The organism is Pseudoalteromonas sp. SR43-3, from assembly GCF_014163875.1.
In the GTDB taxonomy this organism is placed as follows: domain Bacteria; phylum Pseudomonadota; class Gammaproteobacteria; order Enterobacterales; family Alteromonadaceae; genus Pseudoalteromonas; species Pseudoalteromonas distincta.
In genome coordinates, this window is record NZ_JACJEC010000004.1 from 104,738 (window position 1) to 119,745 (window position 15,008).

16 protein-coding genes and 2 pseudogenes are annotated in these 15,008 nt (G+C 40.6%); 12 read left to right on the plus strand and 6 right to left on the minus strand.

Features of this window, described 5'->3' with window-relative positions; genetic code table 11:
- Window positions 1-56: 56 nt before the first annotated feature.
- A pseudogene (locus H5088_RS20480) lies at window positions 57-164 on the plus strand (hypothetical protein); the annotation flags it as partial.
- Window positions 165-215: 51 nt separating this feature from the next.
- Here H5088_RS20480 and H5088_RS06870 read toward each other — a convergent pair.
- Window positions 216-1,091, minus strand: coding sequence for a LysR family transcriptional regulator (locus tag H5088_RS06870; protein ID WP_182752520.1), 876 nt, complete (start codon window positions 1,089-1,091; stop codon window positions 216-218).
- A gap of 108 nt (window positions 1,092-1,199) precedes the next feature.
- Between H5088_RS06870 and H5088_RS06875 the strand changes: the two genes are divergently transcribed.
- Window positions 1,200-1,871, plus strand: coding sequence for a hypothetical protein (locus tag H5088_RS06875; protein ID WP_182752521.1), 672 nt, complete (start codon window positions 1,200-1,202; stop codon window positions 1,869-1,871).
- Window positions 1,872-2,133: 262 nt separating this feature from the next.
- Here H5088_RS06875 and H5088_RS06880 read toward each other — a convergent pair whose 3' ends face one another.
- Complete coding sequence (locus tag H5088_RS06880) at window positions 2,134-4,215, minus strand: TonB-dependent hemoglobin/transferrin/lactoferrin family receptor (RefSeq protein WP_182752522.1); 2,082 nt, start codon at window positions 4,213-4,215, stop codon at window positions 2,134-2,136.
- A gap of 139 nt (window positions 4,216-4,354) precedes the next feature.
- Between H5088_RS06880 and H5088_RS06885 the strand changes: the two genes are divergently transcribed.
- Genes H5088_RS06885 through azu form a run of 5 tightly spaced genes read left to right on the plus strand, consistent with a single transcriptional unit; the run spans window position 4,355 to window position 8,178 of the window.
- A complete protein-coding gene (locus H5088_RS06885) occupies window positions 4,355-5,164 on the plus strand; it encodes a hemin ABC transporter substrate-binding protein (protein WP_182752523.1) in 810 nt (269 codons plus the stop codon).
- Window positions 5,161-6,213, plus strand: a complete 1,053-nt coding sequence (locus H5088_RS06890) for an iron ABC transporter permease (protein WP_182752524.1) — start codon at window positions 5,161-5,163, stop codon at window positions 6,211-6,213. Before H5088_RS06885 ends, H5088_RS06890 begins: the two co-directional genes overlap by 4 nt.
- On the plus strand, window positions 6,210-6,998 hold the full coding sequence (locus H5088_RS06895) for a heme ABC transporter ATP-binding protein (RefSeq protein WP_182752525.1): 789 nt from the start codon (window positions 6,210-6,212) through the stop codon (window positions 6,996-6,998). Before H5088_RS06890 ends, H5088_RS06895 begins: the two co-directional genes overlap by 4 nt.
- Entirely contained in the window at window positions 6,995-7,738 is a 744-nt protein-coding gene (locus H5088_RS06900) for a HugZ family protein (protein WP_182752526.1), read from the plus strand. The genes H5088_RS06895 and H5088_RS06900 overlap by 4 nt, the downstream gene beginning before the upstream one ends.
- Window positions 7,735-8,178, plus strand: a complete 444-nt coding sequence (gene azu, locus H5088_RS06905) for an azurin (RefSeq protein ID WP_182752527.1) — start codon at window positions 7,735-7,737, stop codon at window positions 8,176-8,178. The genes H5088_RS06900 and azu overlap by 4 nt, the downstream gene beginning before the upstream one ends.
- Window positions 8,179-8,217: 39 nt before the next feature.
- Here azu and H5088_RS06910 read toward each other — a convergent pair.
- Window positions 8,218-9,150 (minus strand): annotated as a pseudogene (locus H5088_RS06910) (ChaN family lipoprotein).
- 282 nt (window positions 9,151-9,432) lie between these two features.
- On the opposite strand from H5088_RS06910, the gene H5088_RS20285 reads away from it, so the two are divergent.
- From H5088_RS20285 to H5088_RS06920, 3 genes are read left to right on the plus strand one after another with little or no spacing between them, the layout of a single operon-like run.
- Window positions 9,433-9,702, plus strand: a complete 270-nt coding sequence (locus tag H5088_RS20285) for a hypothetical protein (RefSeq protein ID WP_259398093.1) — start codon at window positions 9,433-9,435, stop codon at window positions 9,700-9,702.
- A gap of 35 nt (window positions 9,703-9,737) precedes the next feature.
- Complete coding sequence (locus H5088_RS20290; protein ID WP_259398094.1) at window positions 9,738-10,232, plus strand: nucleotide-binding protein; 495 nt, start codon at window positions 9,738-9,740, stop codon at window positions 10,230-10,232.
- Window positions 10,233-10,288: 56 nt separating this feature from the next.
- The gene (locus tag H5088_RS06920; protein ID WP_182752528.1) at window positions 10,289-10,669 is read left to right on the plus strand and encodes a hypothetical protein; all 381 of its coding nucleotides are present in this window, start codon (window positions 10,289-10,291) and stop codon (window positions 10,667-10,669) included.
- 242 nt (window positions 10,670-10,911) lie between these two features.
- On the opposite strand, the gene H5088_RS06925 is transcribed toward H5088_RS06920, so the two are convergent.
- Complete coding sequence (locus tag H5088_RS06925) at window positions 10,912-11,412, minus strand: lactoylglutathione lyase family protein (RefSeq protein ID WP_002959229.1); 501 nt, start codon at window positions 11,410-11,412, stop codon at window positions 10,912-10,914.
- 114 nt (window positions 11,413-11,526) lie between these two features.
- Between H5088_RS06925 and H5088_RS06930 the strand changes: the two genes are divergently transcribed.
- Window positions 11,527-12,402 carry a LysR family transcriptional regulator gene (locus tag H5088_RS06930; protein ID WP_182752529.1) on the plus strand — a complete coding sequence of 292 codons (876 nt, stop codon included), beginning with the start codon at window positions 11,527-11,529 and terminating at the stop codon, window positions 12,400-12,402.
- 60 nt (window positions 12,403-12,462) lie between these two features.
- Here H5088_RS06930 and H5088_RS06935 read toward each other — a convergent pair whose 3' ends face one another.
- Together H5088_RS06935 and H5088_RS06940 are read right to left on the minus strand one after the other, a co-directional pair.
- Window positions 12,463-13,140 carry a haloacid dehalogenase type II gene (locus H5088_RS06935; protein WP_002959247.1) on the minus strand — a complete coding sequence of 226 codons (678 nt, stop codon included), beginning with the start codon at window positions 13,138-13,140 and terminating at the stop codon, window positions 12,463-12,465.
- A 79-nt stretch (window positions 13,141-13,219) separates the two neighbouring features.
- Entirely contained in the window at window positions 13,220-13,996 is a 777-nt protein-coding gene (locus tag H5088_RS06940; RefSeq protein ID WP_182752530.1) for a class III extradiol ring-cleavage dioxygenase, read from the minus strand.
- 105 nt (window positions 13,997-14,101) lie between these two features.
- Here H5088_RS06940 and H5088_RS06945 point away from each other — a divergent pair, with 105 nt between their 5' ends.
- Window positions 14,102-15,007, plus strand: a complete 906-nt coding sequence (locus H5088_RS06945; protein ID WP_165723779.1) for a LysR family transcriptional regulator — start codon at window positions 14,102-14,104, stop codon at window positions 15,005-15,007.
- The last annotated feature ends 1 nt before the right edge of the window (window position 15,008 follow it).

The window sequence follows — 15,008 nt, forward strand, 5'->3', positions numbered from 1 at the left end:
AGGCCAGTAGCGTTTGCATCTGGCCTTTTTTATGCACTTAGTTTGATTTTTTTAGTCCTGAGCACAGTAACGACATAAACCAAGTTTACAAATGTGCTGACAAAGCACTTTACCATGCAAAAGAACATGGCCGTAATCAGTGCATTGTTGCTGATATTAGCTAACCACTGCTTAGCTAAGTAATACTTTACATTGAACTTAAATTGATAAATTCTCTACAAAGAGTGCATGAGTTTATTAAGCCAGCCATCAGCTTTTGATGGTTTGTAAATCATTACTATGTCTTCGCTGTAGCGACTGTTAACCCCCTTTACAGTTAATTTTTTAAGCCCTAAATCATCAATCACGAAATTTGGTAAATATGCCAACGCCAAGCCACTTTGTATCACCTCTATTAATGCACTGTAATCGCTACATCTAAATACAATATTGCGCGGGGCTATTTCATCTTGCCAACCGTCGGAGCCAATACCTTGTTCAAGGCCGCACAGTGGTGAAAACAACGGGCATGCAAAAGACAACTGTAGTAATTGGTTTTTATTGAGTGTTAAAAAGCCTTTTTGTACTAGCTGATGTGAAGGAGACGCAGCTACACTAAACTCAGTATTAAATTCGTCAACCGCCACTAAATTAGTATGTGAGCTGTTGTTTAATGCCTCGCGAGTAACTAGCGCAATATGCGCCGAACCTGATGCAACTTGGCTTATGGCTTCACCTTCAAATACATTATTAATACGCACCGAGCAAGGCAGGTTGCTAAGAGGTGTAAGCAGCTTTTTAACGCCACTGTTGAGTAAAATGGCAGGGCCTGCAATAACCGCATTAAATTTATGACTATCGCTTTTAAAACGGCTAGTAAGCTGCTGGTAATTATGAACTAAATCGCTACTGTGCTTAACAAATTCTTTGCCTTTATCATTAAGTACTAAGGTTTTACCTACACGGTTAAACAGCTCCGTGGCTAAATTTGCCTCAACCTTTTTTAGCGTTTTAGACAGCGCACCTGGGGTAATATTAAAGTGCTTAGCGGTTGTATGCAGATTTTGCGAACCCGCCATATGAATTACTTTTTCAATGTCATCTAAATGCATAGCGCCAAACCGTATTAACTAAAAGGAAACAACCAATCACTTATTATCGATTATTTGTATATAAAAATCAGCTTATAGTGGCGCTATATATATTTTTTGAGCACTAACATGAAACACATACTGCTATTTTTTATTTTATTATCGAGTGCAGCGCACGCAAATACACCTCAACACAATTCACACAAAACCCACAGCTATAATGGCTTCCATGGTATGGCGCTTATTTTAGCCGGCGATAAAGTACTTGCCAGCCACATGCCTTTATACGCCCCTCCACACAACTACCAAATAGTGTATGAAGTAACTACGGATGACACCCACTTAAAAACAATCAAAAATATTTTAAATAAAGCAGCAGACGAGCAAGAACAGATCACTATTTTACCAACCAAATTTGACCTAAATTTATTAATAAATAAAAAGACACCCACCTTAAATGTAACTGTATTTAACGGCCATTTTGAACGCGGTGGCAACGCACTTTTTACTACAAAGCTAACCTTTAAAAACCCGCTATATGTTGAAAAAATAACGACTAATCAAGCACAAAAAAATGTGTTTACATTAATAAAGCTAACAGAGCAGCAAGGTTTAGTAATTCATAAAATACAAAGCAAGCCAAGCTATGACTCGTTAAGCTTAGTACCGCTTACTATGAGTAAATATAACGGGAAATTGAAGTGTGATGCTTCGATAAGCACTGCGCTTAAAAGCAAACTAGAGGCATGTTTTAAAACCGTACCAAGCTATTTAGAAACAAAAGACTTTGCAGTTAATTAATTTATAAAACCAGTAATTTTGGCTTTAAATCGCTGGTTTTATGAAGTGTTGCTTTGTTTTTAGTAAATTTTAAGATGAAATTTTGAGATGACACCCACCGTTAATTTTGTACTTTAGCCATAATGAATTAGGTGGTGCACTTCCAATTAGAATCTAGGAATCAATAAATAAAAAATTAGGTTGGGTGTCATCATAAAAATAAACTCAACAAACGCTGCAGCTTCATGCAGCGTTTGTTGCTATTTAATTTTCTAGGAGCTAATTAAAACTCATAGCTTATTTTGGCTGAAAAGTTACGCCCAGGTTGGGTATATTGGCTAAAATCAGCACCTTGTGATTGACCTGCAATCAACTCAAAAGGTACATATTCTTTATCGAGCAAGTTAAGTACACCTACATTTAGCTGCCACGCTTGCCATTCGTAGTTTGCGTATAAATCAACAACGCCGTAGCCATGTCCTTGCGTAGTTTTATTACCGTTTGTATCAAGTACTACATCCGATTGCGATTTAGCCAAACGCAACGCGGCGGTCCAGTTAATATTACCCTGTTCTGTACTTAACAATACTGAGCCATTTAACGGGCTAATGCTGGTAAGTGGCTGATCGGTTTCTTTATTTTCACCATCAACGTAAGCCACGTTTGCCTCTAGTAGTATATTTTCAGCTACATACATGGCAATTCCTGCTTCAACACCGCTTATTTGTGTTTCGCTAATATTTTGGTACTGATACAGCGTTTTGTTTACGCCAGGAATGTACGTTGGCTCAACACCCACTACGGCGGTTTCTATAAAGTCATCGTATGCTGCATAAAAAGCACTTAAATTTACGCTAATATCGCTGCTGGCGTATCTTAGCCCAAGCTCAAACGAATCACTGCTTTCAGGGTCTAAATCGGCGTTTGGTAATATTTGATAAAACGGTTCAACGCCGTGGCTTTGATAGGCTTGGTCGTGTGGTGGTATTTTAAAGCCTCGTACGTATTGCCCGTACAACGACAAGTTATCATCCACTTGGTATATAGCACCTAGCTTAGGCGAAAAAGCAGATTCGGTAATATCACCAAGCTGCGCATCAGCGTATAGCTCATCATTTTTAGCCTCTAGGGTGTAGTAATCATATCGCACACCCGCAATAACTGACCACGCGCTATTATTAAACGAAATACTGTCTTGTACATAAGCGCCAATTAAAGAGGTATCAGCCCCCGGGAATGCTTTTTGTTTTTGATCTGTAAAATCAACAGTGCCATCGGCTAAAATACGGGTTTTAAAACGTGGGCGGGTGGTGTCGTATAAGTCTATATCAATACCGTATACCACTTCATGATCGGCACTCTCTGCGTTAAACCCTTTATTAAATACCGCTTTTAAACCTAAAATATTTTGCTCAAAACGATAGTCGTTATAATCGGTGTAGGTGCTTGCGCCACTAATTTGATCGCTTTGTTGCTCGTAACTACTATAAGACACTTGCCCGTACCATTTATCAAACGCAGCGGTTGCTACTTCTGAATGGTAATCGAGCGCCAGTGACCAACTCGTGTCATCTTCTTCGGTTTCTTGAACAGCGGGGGTTATTACTTGCTCAGTTGTTTGATTAAAGTAATCAAGGGTGTATTTAAGTGTGCGTTTTTCATCAAGCTGTTGCTCAAATTTAACTAATAAAGCATCCGACTTAGCATCATAACCGGGTAAGTTTTCGTCATAGTTTTGTACTTCTTCGCTATCACGGTGGCTATACACGGCGCTTACTGCAAAGTCGCCTAAGTCTTTTGCAGCAGTAATATCGGCGGCAACTTGATTACTTTGACCTTGATACCCAAGCGCCATTTTTACAAAGCTGCTGTTATTTTTTAAATAATCACTAGGATCTTTAGTGGTTATAACCACAATGCCACCAAGTGCATCAGAGCCATATAATGACGATGCAGCACCTTTGGCTACTTCTACTTGTTTTACACCTGCTACGTCAAAATAATTACGGCCAACTAAATAGCCCCCTCCACCTGCATAACCATCGTTGGTGCGTCGGCCATCTTTTATAAATACAACCCGGTTACCACCAACACCACGTACTGTAAGTGTTTGCGCGCCTGCGCCACTGCCTGTCGTTGCAATGCTTGGGTCGTACTTAAACATGGTTTGTAAATCTACAGCTAACTGACGCTCTATGTCTTGCTCGGTAATAACAGTGACTGAGCCTGTTACATCTTTAAGTTTTTGCTCAAAGCGCGAGCCACTTACAACAATATGATCGTCAATTATGTTTTCGGCAATGGCAGTGCCCGAGCCAAGTAGTAAGGTTGCTATAGCAGTAACTCTAAACGCAGAGGGATTCATTTTAACTCCAAATGATAATAGTTATTATTTACGACAGAGATGTTACAACTAAGTCAAAATAAGATCAATTAATTATGATAATCATTTTCATTTAGATTTAACTAGTTATAATAGCCAAAAAATAAAACCGGAGTGTGTAATGAAATACCTATTTATATTGTTTGCTTTAATGGCCCAATCTGCACTTGCACAAGAGCGCGTTATTAGCGCTGGCGGCACCCTTACTGAAATAATTTATGCGCTAGGCAAACAAAATACCCTTGTAGCTGTTGATCAATCGAGCATGTACCCGCACCAAGCCACGCAATTGCCGCAAGTGGGCTATTATCGCGATTTAGCTGCAGAAGGCGTACTTTCAATGCGTCCAACCACCTTGTTAGCGCTTGAAGGCGCAGGGCGAAGCCAAGCACTTAAGCAAATTGAGGCAACAGGGGTTAAGCTCATTCATTATAAAAAGCCGACCTCAGTTAACGAGCTACTTGAGCTAATAAAACGCTTAGGTGACGATTTAAACGCCAAGCAAAAAGCACAAACACTTATTACACACATTACAAAATCGTTACCTGAAAAAGCAAAAGCGCAAACACACAGCGCGCTATTTTTACTCTCAGCTAATGAGCGCGGGCTTGTTGCCGCCGGGCAAGAAACCGTCCCTAATTTATTATTTAGCTATGCAGGCATTACCAATATAGGCGCTACGCATTCAGGCTTTAAAGCAATAAATAGTGAAGTACTGGCTGTAAATCAGCCCGACTTTTTAGTAGCCTCAGCCCATGTTGTACAAAGCCTTGGCGGTAAGCAGGCTTTTTGTGAGCAACCTACACTACACTTATTAAAAGCGGCGCAAACCTGTAACTTACTTGTAATGGATAGCCTACTTTCGCTTGGCATGTCGCCGCGTATAGCCACAGCAATTAATGAGCTTAACGAGTATAAAACCCGCTTATGAACACCCTAACATTGAGCCGTTTTAACCCTGTAACACTTAGCCAAACCCATAAATGGATGCTATTAGCCTCTGTGTGTTTTTTTGCTTTGGCGCTACTTAGCATAGGGTATGGGCCAGCAGGGTGGGATTGGCGTTTAGCCATTGCTTGGCTTGCACCCGAGCGCTTTAATCAGTTTGATGCGCTGCAAATAAATGTCGTAATGCAAATACGTTTGCCACGCTTTGTGCTTGCAGTGCTTGTAGGGGTGGTGCTTGCCCAAACAGGCGCGTCAACGCAAGCGCTGTGCCGCAACCCATTGGCCGATCCATCTATTATTGGCATTAGTGCGGGTGCGGCTATGGTTGCTGTGGCGTTTATAGCACTTAGCGCGCAGTTTAATTTTAACGCGCAGTTGTATTTACCTTATGCGTCGTTTTTAGGGGCGCTTGGTGTTACCTCGCTGGTATATTTTATTGCCAAGCAGCAAGGGCAAATTAATATCACCACACTTATATTGGTGGGGGTTGCTATTAACGCATTAGCCTTTGCGGTTATTGGGCTACTGAGCTTTTTTGCCGATGACAGTGCATTACGATTAATAAATTACTGGACCATGGGCTCATTAGGCGGAGCAAGCTGGAGCACGATTATTCAAGCTGCGCCGTTACTGTTTATCAGCCTAATTGGCCTGTGGCGGTTAAAAGAGCCCATGAACTTACTCCTTATTGGCGAGTCACAAGCTCAGTACCTAGGGGTAGACACCAACAAGCTCAAACTATATGTAATTATACTTGTTGCACTAGGAGTAGGGGCGGTTGTGGCACTTACCGGCTTAATAGGGTTTGTTGGATTGGTAGTCCCGCATATTGCCCGCTTAATGGTGGGGCCGCATTTACGTAATATGCTGCCGCTTTGTATGCTAATTGGCGTAGTGGTATTGCTACTTTCTGACTGGCTAGCACGCATTGTGATCATGCCATCAGAGCTACCCATTGGCATTATTACTGCATTATTGGGTGCGCCATTGTTTATTTATTTAATAGTGAAAAATAAGCGAGGTTGGTCATGATCACGTTTAACAATCTAAGCGTTGGCTTTGATAATCACAGCGTTTTAAACGCTATTAATGGCAGCGCTAAACAAGGGCAACTTGTAGCACTACTTGGTGAAAATGGCGCAGGTAAATCTACCTTGCTGCATACCTTAGCAGGTATGCATTCCTTTACAGGCAGTGTACTTTTTAATGCTAAGCCGCTGGCTGCTCATGCTAAAAAGCGCCTTGCCACACAGCGCGCAGTTATGATGCAAGCTAACCACGTAGGGTTTGATTTTACTGTATTTGAGCTTATTGCAATGGGCCGTTACCCGTATGTAGAGTCATTAAAAATGCAAAGCGAAAAAGTAAATAAATACGCCGCTATTATGGATTTAAGCCATTATTTAACTCGCCGCGTAAGTGCGCTTTCGGGCGGAGAGCAACAACGCGTGCATATGGCGCGTACTTTAGCGCAGCTAAACGCTTTTACACAATCAGCCGAGCCAAAACTAATGCTGCTCGACGAACCTACATCAGCACTTGATATGCGCCATCAACATGCTTTGCTCAGCTGCGTTAAAGCGTTTGTAGGGCAGGGTAACAGCGCCATTATTGCAATACACGATCTAAATTTGGCCAGCCTTTATGCAACCGACGCTATTTTACTGCACAACAAAAAAGTGCTGCAAAGTGGGCCTATAAACACCGTATTAACTGAACAAAATTTACAACAAATGTACGCCATGAAACTGCACGTAAATTCTCATCCTTATAACGATGCACCCATGGTTTTTTCTCAACGTCAGGAGTTTTTATGAGAGAGCAAGCATTAAACGATGCACGCACCTTGGTTTACAAAACCAATGCCGGTGTTATGTCGACCATTTCTAATAATTTACGCGGCTACCCGTTTGGCTCAGTAACCCCCTATATGTGCGACGAACAAGGCCGTGTTTACTTTTTTATTAGCGATATAGCCCAGCACACTAAAAATCTAAAGCACGACTCTCGTATGAGCCTAACTGTATATGATGCCGCCGACTACGGCGATCAAAACGAGCACGGCCGCGTAACACTCGTAGGCGATGGCTCTATTGTGCCAAGTGAGCAAGCACACACTTTACTTGATAACTATATTGCCCTATACCCCGAAGCCGCTAGCTATCGCAATGCGCACGACTTTCAGTTATGGCAATTAGACGTAGTGCGAGTGCGTTACATTGGCGGCTTTGGCAAAATATTTTGGCTTGAACAAATCGAGTGGCAGGGCGAGGCAAAAAACTGGGATGAAAGCCAACAGCAAAGCATGATTAACCATATGAATGAAGATCACCAAGATGCTATGTCGCTCATATTAATGCAGCACTACGGCGTAGCCGATAACACCCCAATAATGAGCGGCCTATTACCCACTGGTTTTTATATACAAAACCAAAAGCGTAATTACTTTATTAACTTTAAAACCCAGTGCAACAGCCCGTTAGAGGTTCGTAAAGCGTTGGTTGCACTAACCAATCAAGCACGCAACAACTTAGCGAATATAGAGGAAACAATATGAAAAAGTTAATACTAAGCTTTGCACTACTACTTAGTGCCAATGCTGCATATGCAGACGAATGTACACTAAATGTAGATGCAAACGACATGATGCAGTTTTCAACTAAAACACTAAGCGCCCCTAAAAGCTGTAAAAAAGTAACCGTAAAGCTTAGCCACACCGGTAAATTACCCGCCAATGTAATGGGCCATAACTGGGTGCTATCTACTGAGCAAAACATGCAAGGTATTATCACCGATGGCAACGCAGCAGGGCTTAGCAACCAGTACTTAAAGCCTAACGATAGCCGCGTACTTGCCGCAACAGACATTATTGGTGGCGGTAAAACAACCGAAGTGACCTTTGATACCAGCGGCTTAACCGCCGAAACCGATTATACTTATTTTTGCTCTTTTCCGGGGCATTACGCCATGATGAAAGGCACATTTACACTTAAATAAATAGCAAAAATTGTATTACACAAACACAGTGCCAACCTATTATTGGCACTGTGTTTTTTTGCCTCGTTTGGCTAAAGCTTTAAAAGCGGCTTGCTGATGTTCTTTTTGTACATAACGGGTTGGCAAAGAGTTAACCTGCAACTGATATCCACTTTGATTAGCTTGCACACTTGTAACCGGCGATATCCACACAACCCTGAGCTCTGGCGCTAAACGCTTAATAACGCGCGCTATTCCTTCGCCATTTTTCACATGAAAATCGCCCGCTATATGCATTACCTGCGCATCTTTATGATTATTTAAATAGTTAACGATAGACTCCCCCATGGTTTCATCCCATGTAACTTGCGCAGCATAATAATTCTCGTTTTAACTGGGCGAACCATGGTGCATTGAGGTCATAAAACGTTGTTTATAATCACTGGGGGACGTATCAATAGCGGCTGCAATATAGCTCTGCTGTGTTTCATCAAGTTCATTTAGGTAATTTATGCCTTGCCTGCCAATACAGGTAACAATATTTTTAGGCGCATTGGCAGCTATTACATCGCTATTGTTCGCTTTAGCCAGCTCTATAAGCGCTCGATAATCGCTTTTGTAATTAGGCCACGCTTGCGTGTTATCAATTAAATACTGCTCGCCAATTTCACCCTTAACGTACTGGTTTAAAGTAAGCTGATCGGCGCGGCTAAATTGCTCAAGCGAAAGGGCAGCGCGTTTATTATCTTTACTTAATTGCTCAAATAACTCAGCCTGAAATAAATGCACACCTGGATGTGTATGCCACTCTCCCACTAAAATCACATCGGCATTTAAAAGAGTTGGCTCAAATGATATAGAGCTAACAGGTTTTGCTTGTGCATTGTAAAGTGCTGAAAAATATAACGATGAGCTTTTATCAGGCTGCACAATTGTTGTACTACAACCACTCAAACCCATAACTAACGCCAGAGTTAACATAGACTTTTTCATACACACCTTTCAAAACCTTTTAATGCAAATAATTATCAATATCATATACTTGTAATGCGTATTAAGCCAGCCAAACTGCAGCTTACTTACATAATCAAGGAAATGAGCGAAATGCGCATTTATATGCCTTAACTTTGCTTGTAAATATTAAATAGCTTTTGATAGCAATATCTTAGGTAATTTGTTAAAACTGTGTAAAGTATAAAATGAGCGTGACAACCGCAGGAATATACGCAAAATTGTTGTGCTTTTAAGTTCTAGATTGAATTATAGGAGATCTAATTGAGTATTGAATTTTTAGAAACGGATTTCGATAAGGTTAGCTACCTTTTGAATTTGCTCACTGCAAGAGCAACTGGACTTGCATCTGACTCAGGTGAATTTGAAGTATTACGCTCTGAATTGCTGAGTAATTCTAATCTTGCATCAATGCTTCCTCAGTGGTTACGACAGCACCGTAATTTAGATTCATTTTGGGGGTTTATTCAGCCAAATTTAGTAGTTACGCCGAAAGACGTACGTATTTATCTGGTGAGTTCACACCAATATTAGATCAATTGGAGTTCGGGCAACCAACTCAGGGAATAATGCCAACTACTACAAATACACCAGTGCCTCCAGCTAAAGAAGTTCCTCGTAACAAACGGAAAGTGTTTATTGTTCATGGACATAACAACGAAGTAAAACAAGAAGTAAGTCGCTTTGTCGAGCAACTTGGTTTAGAAGCTATTATCCTGCATGAGCAAGCTAACGCAGGAATGACAATTATTGAAAAAATTGAACATTATTCAAATGATGCTGATTTTGCTCTTGTTTTATATACTCCATGTGATTTAGGGAGAGCTATAACAGAGCCAAACCCTCCAAAAAATAGAGCACGACAAAATGTAGTGTTTGAACATGGTTACCTTATTGCGAAGCTTGGTCGAGAAAATGTCTGCCCTTTAGTTAAAGGGGCTCTTGAAACTCCAAATGATATAAGTGGTGTTTTGTATGTCACTATTGATGATCCTGGTGCATGGAAAAACCAAGTAGCAAAAGAGTTAGTTCAATGTGGCTACACTTTAAAATCATTTTTCTAATAAGTATCAAAGACTAACGCTTACACAGGTGCTAGGCACTGGAGAAGGTTTAATAGATGGAACCAAATTATTCAGAATATTCTGTTACCGAATTGCAAGAAGCTATTACGTCTATTGATAGGGCTTTGTACCCTGAACGCTTTGAGCTATTAAAAGCCGAACTATTAAATAGAGACGAAGAAGACCATGAAGCTTCTCAATTAGTAAGTCTTTCATCAAAGGACTTACTTATTAAGCTCAGCAATGCATTTTTTGTAATTCCGTTGATGATCTATGTAGGAGTAGATGCACTTAATAGCGGTGAAATACTCCTTAAAGGAGCAGCTATATCAAAAAATGAAAACTTTATATTATTTACATTAAGCGTAATGTTTTGTTTTTTAATCTCAGCGGTACTGACATGTAGCCTGTTTGTGGATAAGAGCAAAAGTTCCTGACAAATACATTATGTTGTTCATAAATTCACTAGGACACAGTTCGATTGGTAGTGCTTTTCTGGAGGTTGATAATATTTTCAACTCAGGGAAAAACATGCTGCACAAGCTAAGCAAAAACAAGTTATAGAGAATAAGAAGACGGTGAAGTGTATTTAAAAACTCTATAACTGAAACAAAAAGACCGCAGTAATAAATACTGCGGTCTTTGTTTTTAGCTAAATGCTTTTTTAAGCTAAGTGCTTTTAGTAAGCCCCTGCGCTGTAAATAAGCTCGTAGCTGTGGCTGTAAATCTCAAGGATGTTACCAAACGGGTCTTCCATGTAGATCATGCGGTACGGCTTTTCACCCGGGTAGTAATAACGAGGGGCTTCCATACGTTTTTTACCGCCAGCTTCTACAATACGCTCAGCTAAACCTTCTACATCAGGGTCTTGAACACAAAAATGAAAGATGCCTGTTTTCCAGTATTCAAAATTGTCTTTTGGGTTTTCTTGGTTTTTAAATTCGAAAATTTCGACACCAATACGATCCCCTGTAGATAGGTGCGCTATTTTGAATTTTTCCCACTTTTCGCCAAATACTTCTGTACACATTTCGCCAATTGGGCTTTTGTCTTCGGTAATTAAAGTCGGTTCCATTATTGTGTACCAACCCATAACCTTAGTGTAAAACTCGACTGCTTTTTCAACGTCGGGAACCGAAATACCAATGTGCGAAAAACTACGTGGATATGTATGACTCATAATGCTTCCTCTTTAACTTGTGACTTATCTTGTGGCTAGTTGAAGGAGTTAGTTTACGAACTGAACAATATTAAGTAAAATTATCATTAATCATCATTTTGAGTATGTTTTGTAATGATAAACCCTGCATGGTTAAACACGTTTTGTACGTTGGTTGAGGTAAATCACTTTACCCAAACCGCCGAACGCCTTTTTATGACCCAATCTGGCGTAAGCCAGCATATTAAAAAGCTTGAGCAACAAGTAAACTGCGCGCTATTAGAGCGTCACGGCAAACAATTTACCCTTACCGTACATGGGCAAAATTTGTATCAGCAAGGCAGTTTGTTATTAAAAGAATGGCAATTTTTAGAACAACAATTAAAAGATGATTCGCCTTACAGCGGCTTGGTAAAAATACAATCGCCTGGTAGTTGTGGGCTACAATTTTATAGCCAATTATTAGCGCTGCAGGCAAAGCATACCGAGCTTAATATTGATTATCGCTTTGCACCCAATACAAGTGTAGAGCAAGCTGTGGCAAACCACAGTGCCGACATAGTTTTTTTAACTCAAGCTCCGACGCTTAGCGAAGTTACCAGCCACAAAATTGGTAAAGAAGCCTTATTACTTGTCACCCCCGCACATATTAAAAACCCAACGTGGGAGGTCTTATGTGAGCTTGGCTTTATTGGCCACCCCGATGCAAAACACCACGCGCAGCTATTACTAAGCGAAAACTACAGTGAGTTTGAACATGTTGATCAAATTAAACGCACGGGGTTTTCTAACCAGATAAGTTTAATACTGGAGCCGGTAAGTTTAGGGCTAGGTTTTACGGTTTTACCTGCGCATGCCGTTAGCGCATTTAATAAACCTGCGCTTATTAAAACGCACCATTTAGCTAATCCAATTAGCGAAAGTATTTATGTGTGCCATCACCGAAATAGGCCGTTGGCAAAACGTATGAATACAGTGATTGAGCTAATAAAGGCGGGAGTAAATAGTTAAAACGTAAACCCCCTTTACACTCATGGCACTTAATACCTGAGCAAAAGAGGGAATAGAAAATTAGTTAACGCTTTCTAATTTTGCTTTTAAATCGAGTAAGTCGGTTGCAATAGTATTTGGCTGTATTTCCCACGGATCGAAAATAGATTCTTTAGATCGTTGAATCCACGCCGCGCGCATACCATGCGATATGGCACCGGTTACATCAAACGGATTACTTGATACAAGCCACGTGTTTGCGCCTGTTGAATTAGTTTCGCGTAAAAAGTGGCTATAAACCCCTGGGTTTGGTTTAAAGGTTTTAACGTCGTCGGCACTTACTACCCCTTCAAAAAGCTCACTAATGCCAGCGGTTTCTAATAAGGTATGAACTGCGTCGGCAGCGCCGTTTGAAAATGCAAACAAACGGTAATCCTTCGCTTTTAATTGCTCAAGGCCTGCTTTTACATCATCGAACGCAGGAAGCGTTTTATAAAGCTCTAGCAGTTGCCCCTTTTGATCTTCACTTAGCTCGGTTTTGTGCGCTAAGCAGGCGTAATCGAGTGCGTGTTTTGTACATAGCGAGAAAGGAATATAATTTTGCATTAATCCACGTCTAAATGAATACTCTAATTGCTTTTCGCGCCATGTATTTGAAAATGCTTGGGCGTTATCGCCAATCATGTCGTCGAGTAAGGACAGTACGCCGTGAGTGTTTATTAGCGTCCCGTATACGTCAAATGCAAGTGTAGTTGCCATGTTTGCTCCGCAATAAAATAAATTAAGTTGGTTTAGAGTACTTGCTTACAGCTTAACTTACTTTGAACGAACGCTCAATTTAATAAAACTTATACGCATCAAGCGCTAAAATATCCATTTCTATATCTTCATGTATTTTTTTGGCTTTACCGTCACTACTTCCAAGCGCTGCAAAAAGAGGTAAAAAGTGCTCCTGGGTAGGGTGATTAAATAAAGCATTGGGTGCTTCATTTAAATAGTTAAGTAACGCTTGGGTGTTTTGCGCTATTAATTTTTGCTCAACCCAATGGGTAAACTCATTAACCATTTGAACACGATTAGGTGTAGCAGGGTTTTTAAATATTTCACGTAGATTGTGACTAATACCGCCTGAGCCAATAATTAATACGTTATCGTAGCGCAGTGGTGCAAGTAACTGCCCGTATTTATACATAGCCTGAGCGCCCAAACGCGTGTTAATAGACACCTGAACAATGGGAATATTAGCTGCTGGGTACATTAAGCACAGCGGGATCCACACACCATGATCCCACCCTTGATCTGCATTTTGCACCGCTTTAATACCCGCTTTGTAAAAGTACTCACTAATAGTATTAGCAAGCTTAGGGTCTCCTAGTGCTGGGTATTGAATTTCATACAGGGGCTTGGGGAAGTTATAAAAGTCGTGAATAGTATGCGGCGCATCTCCGGATGTAATAACTATATCGTGCGCTTCATCAAAGTGGGCAGAAAACACCACAATAGCTCGTGGTTTACTAAGCGTTTGACCTAATGATGCAAAAAAATCTGACGTAGCCGATTGCTGTACAGCCATCATTGGCGAGCCGTGAGATATAAATAAAGCAGGCTGAGTCATACTAAAACCTTAAACAAATAGACGTGTTATAAACACTATATAAGTTTCTAATTTGACGATAAATATGATACTTATTTATACATTATCAACAAAGTATTGTTAAATATGGATAAGCTCACCACCATGAAGACCTTTTTAGCCGTTGTGCAAGAAGGATCATTTTCAAAAGCGGCCGATAAGCTCGATATTTCCCCGCAGTTAGTCAGCAAATATATTTCTGCGCTGGAAGATAATCTACGCACGCGTTTATTACACCGTACAACGCGAAAAGTAAGTGTTACAGAGGCTGGAAATCAATATTATCAGCGTTGTCAGCAAGTGATTATTGATATTGAAGACATGGAAAACTCACTAAACAACTTAAGCGAAAGTGTATCGGGTGTGCTTAGTATTAGTGCACCTATGTCGTTTGGTACTAAGCATTTAGCAGGTTTGTTGGTTGATTTTCAAAATCAGTATCCAAATTTAAAGTTAGATTTACGGCTCACCGACCAATATGTAGATATAGTAGAGCAGGGTATTGATATTGCTCTGCGCATTGGTGTATTAAAAAACTCAACGTTGATAGCTAAAAAAATTGCACCTATACACCTAGCGGTGTTTGCATCACCCGACTATTTAGAACGCCATGGCACGCCACAAACACTGCTAGATTTACAGTCACATAATTATTTACGCTATTCCCACAGCGAACCCACAAAGCGATTATTTGGGGTTAATGAGTTAAAAAGCGAGCTAAAGCTTGAAAGTAACTTTGTGGCTAACAATGGTGATTTGCTACTAAATACAGCCATTGCGGGTGGTGGTATTGCTATGCAGCCAACATTTATAGCAGGGGAAGCACTGGCTCAAGGTAAAGTAGTGCGCATTTTAAATGACTACGAACCCGAGCCAATGGGGCTTTACATGGTGTATGCAAACAGACAGTTTTTACCCAGTAAAGTACGTGCGTTTGTTGATTTTGCAAGTGGCTATTATGGCGATACACCTTACTGGGATTTAGGACAGTGAT

Coding starts and splice junctions, on each gene's coding strand:
- H5088_RS06925 (WP_002959229.1), bottom strand. CDS start 11,412: ATGAGTCATACATATCCACGTAGTTTTTCGCACATTGGTATTTCGGTT.
- H5088_RS20290 (WP_259398094.1), top strand. CDS start 9,738: ATGCCAACTACTACAAATACACCAGTGCCTCCAGCTAAAGAAGTTCCT.
- H5088_RS06885 (WP_182752523.1), top strand. CDS start 4,355: ATGAAATACCTATTTATATTGTTTGCTTTAATGGCCCAATCTGCACTT.
- H5088_RS06895 (WP_182752525.1), top strand. CDS start 6,210: ATGATCACGTTTAACAATCTAAGCGTTGGCTTTGATAATCACAGCGTT.
- H5088_RS06930 (WP_182752529.1), top strand. CDS start 11,527: ATGATAAACCCTGCATGGTTAAACACGTTTTGTACGTTGGTTGAGGTA.
- H5088_RS06875 (WP_182752521.1), top strand. CDS start 1,200: ATGAAACACATACTGCTATTTTTTATTTTATTATCGAGTGCAGCGCAC.
- H5088_RS06880 (WP_182752522.1), bottom strand. CDS start 4,215: ATGAATCCCTCTGCGTTTAGAGTTACTGCTATAGCAACCTTACTACTT.
- H5088_RS06935 (WP_002959247.1), bottom strand. CDS start 13,140: ATGGCAACTACACTTGCATTTGACGTATACGGGACGCTAATAAACACT.
- H5088_RS06920 (WP_182752528.1), top strand. CDS start 10,289: ATGGAACCAAATTATTCAGAATATTCTGTTACCGAATTGCAAGAAGCT.
- H5088_RS06940 (WP_182752530.1), bottom strand. CDS start 13,996: ATGACTCAGCCTGCTTTATTTATATCTCACGGCTCGCCAATGATGGCT.
- H5088_RS06870 (WP_182752520.1), bottom strand. CDS start 1,091: ATGCATTTAGATGACATTGAAAAAGTAATTCATATGGCGGGTTCGCAA.
- azu (WP_182752527.1), top strand. CDS start 7,735: ATGAAAAAGTTAATACTAAGCTTTGCACTACTACTTAGTGCCAATGCT.
- H5088_RS06945 (WP_165723779.1), top strand. CDS start 14,102: ATGGATAAGCTCACCACCATGAAGACCTTTTTAGCCGTTGTGCAAGAA.
- H5088_RS06890 (WP_182752524.1), top strand. CDS start 5,161: ATGAACACCCTAACATTGAGCCGTTTTAACCCTGTAACACTTAGCCAA.
- H5088_RS06900 (WP_182752526.1), top strand. CDS start 6,995: ATGAGAGAGCAAGCATTAAACGATGCACGCACCTTGGTTTACAAAACC.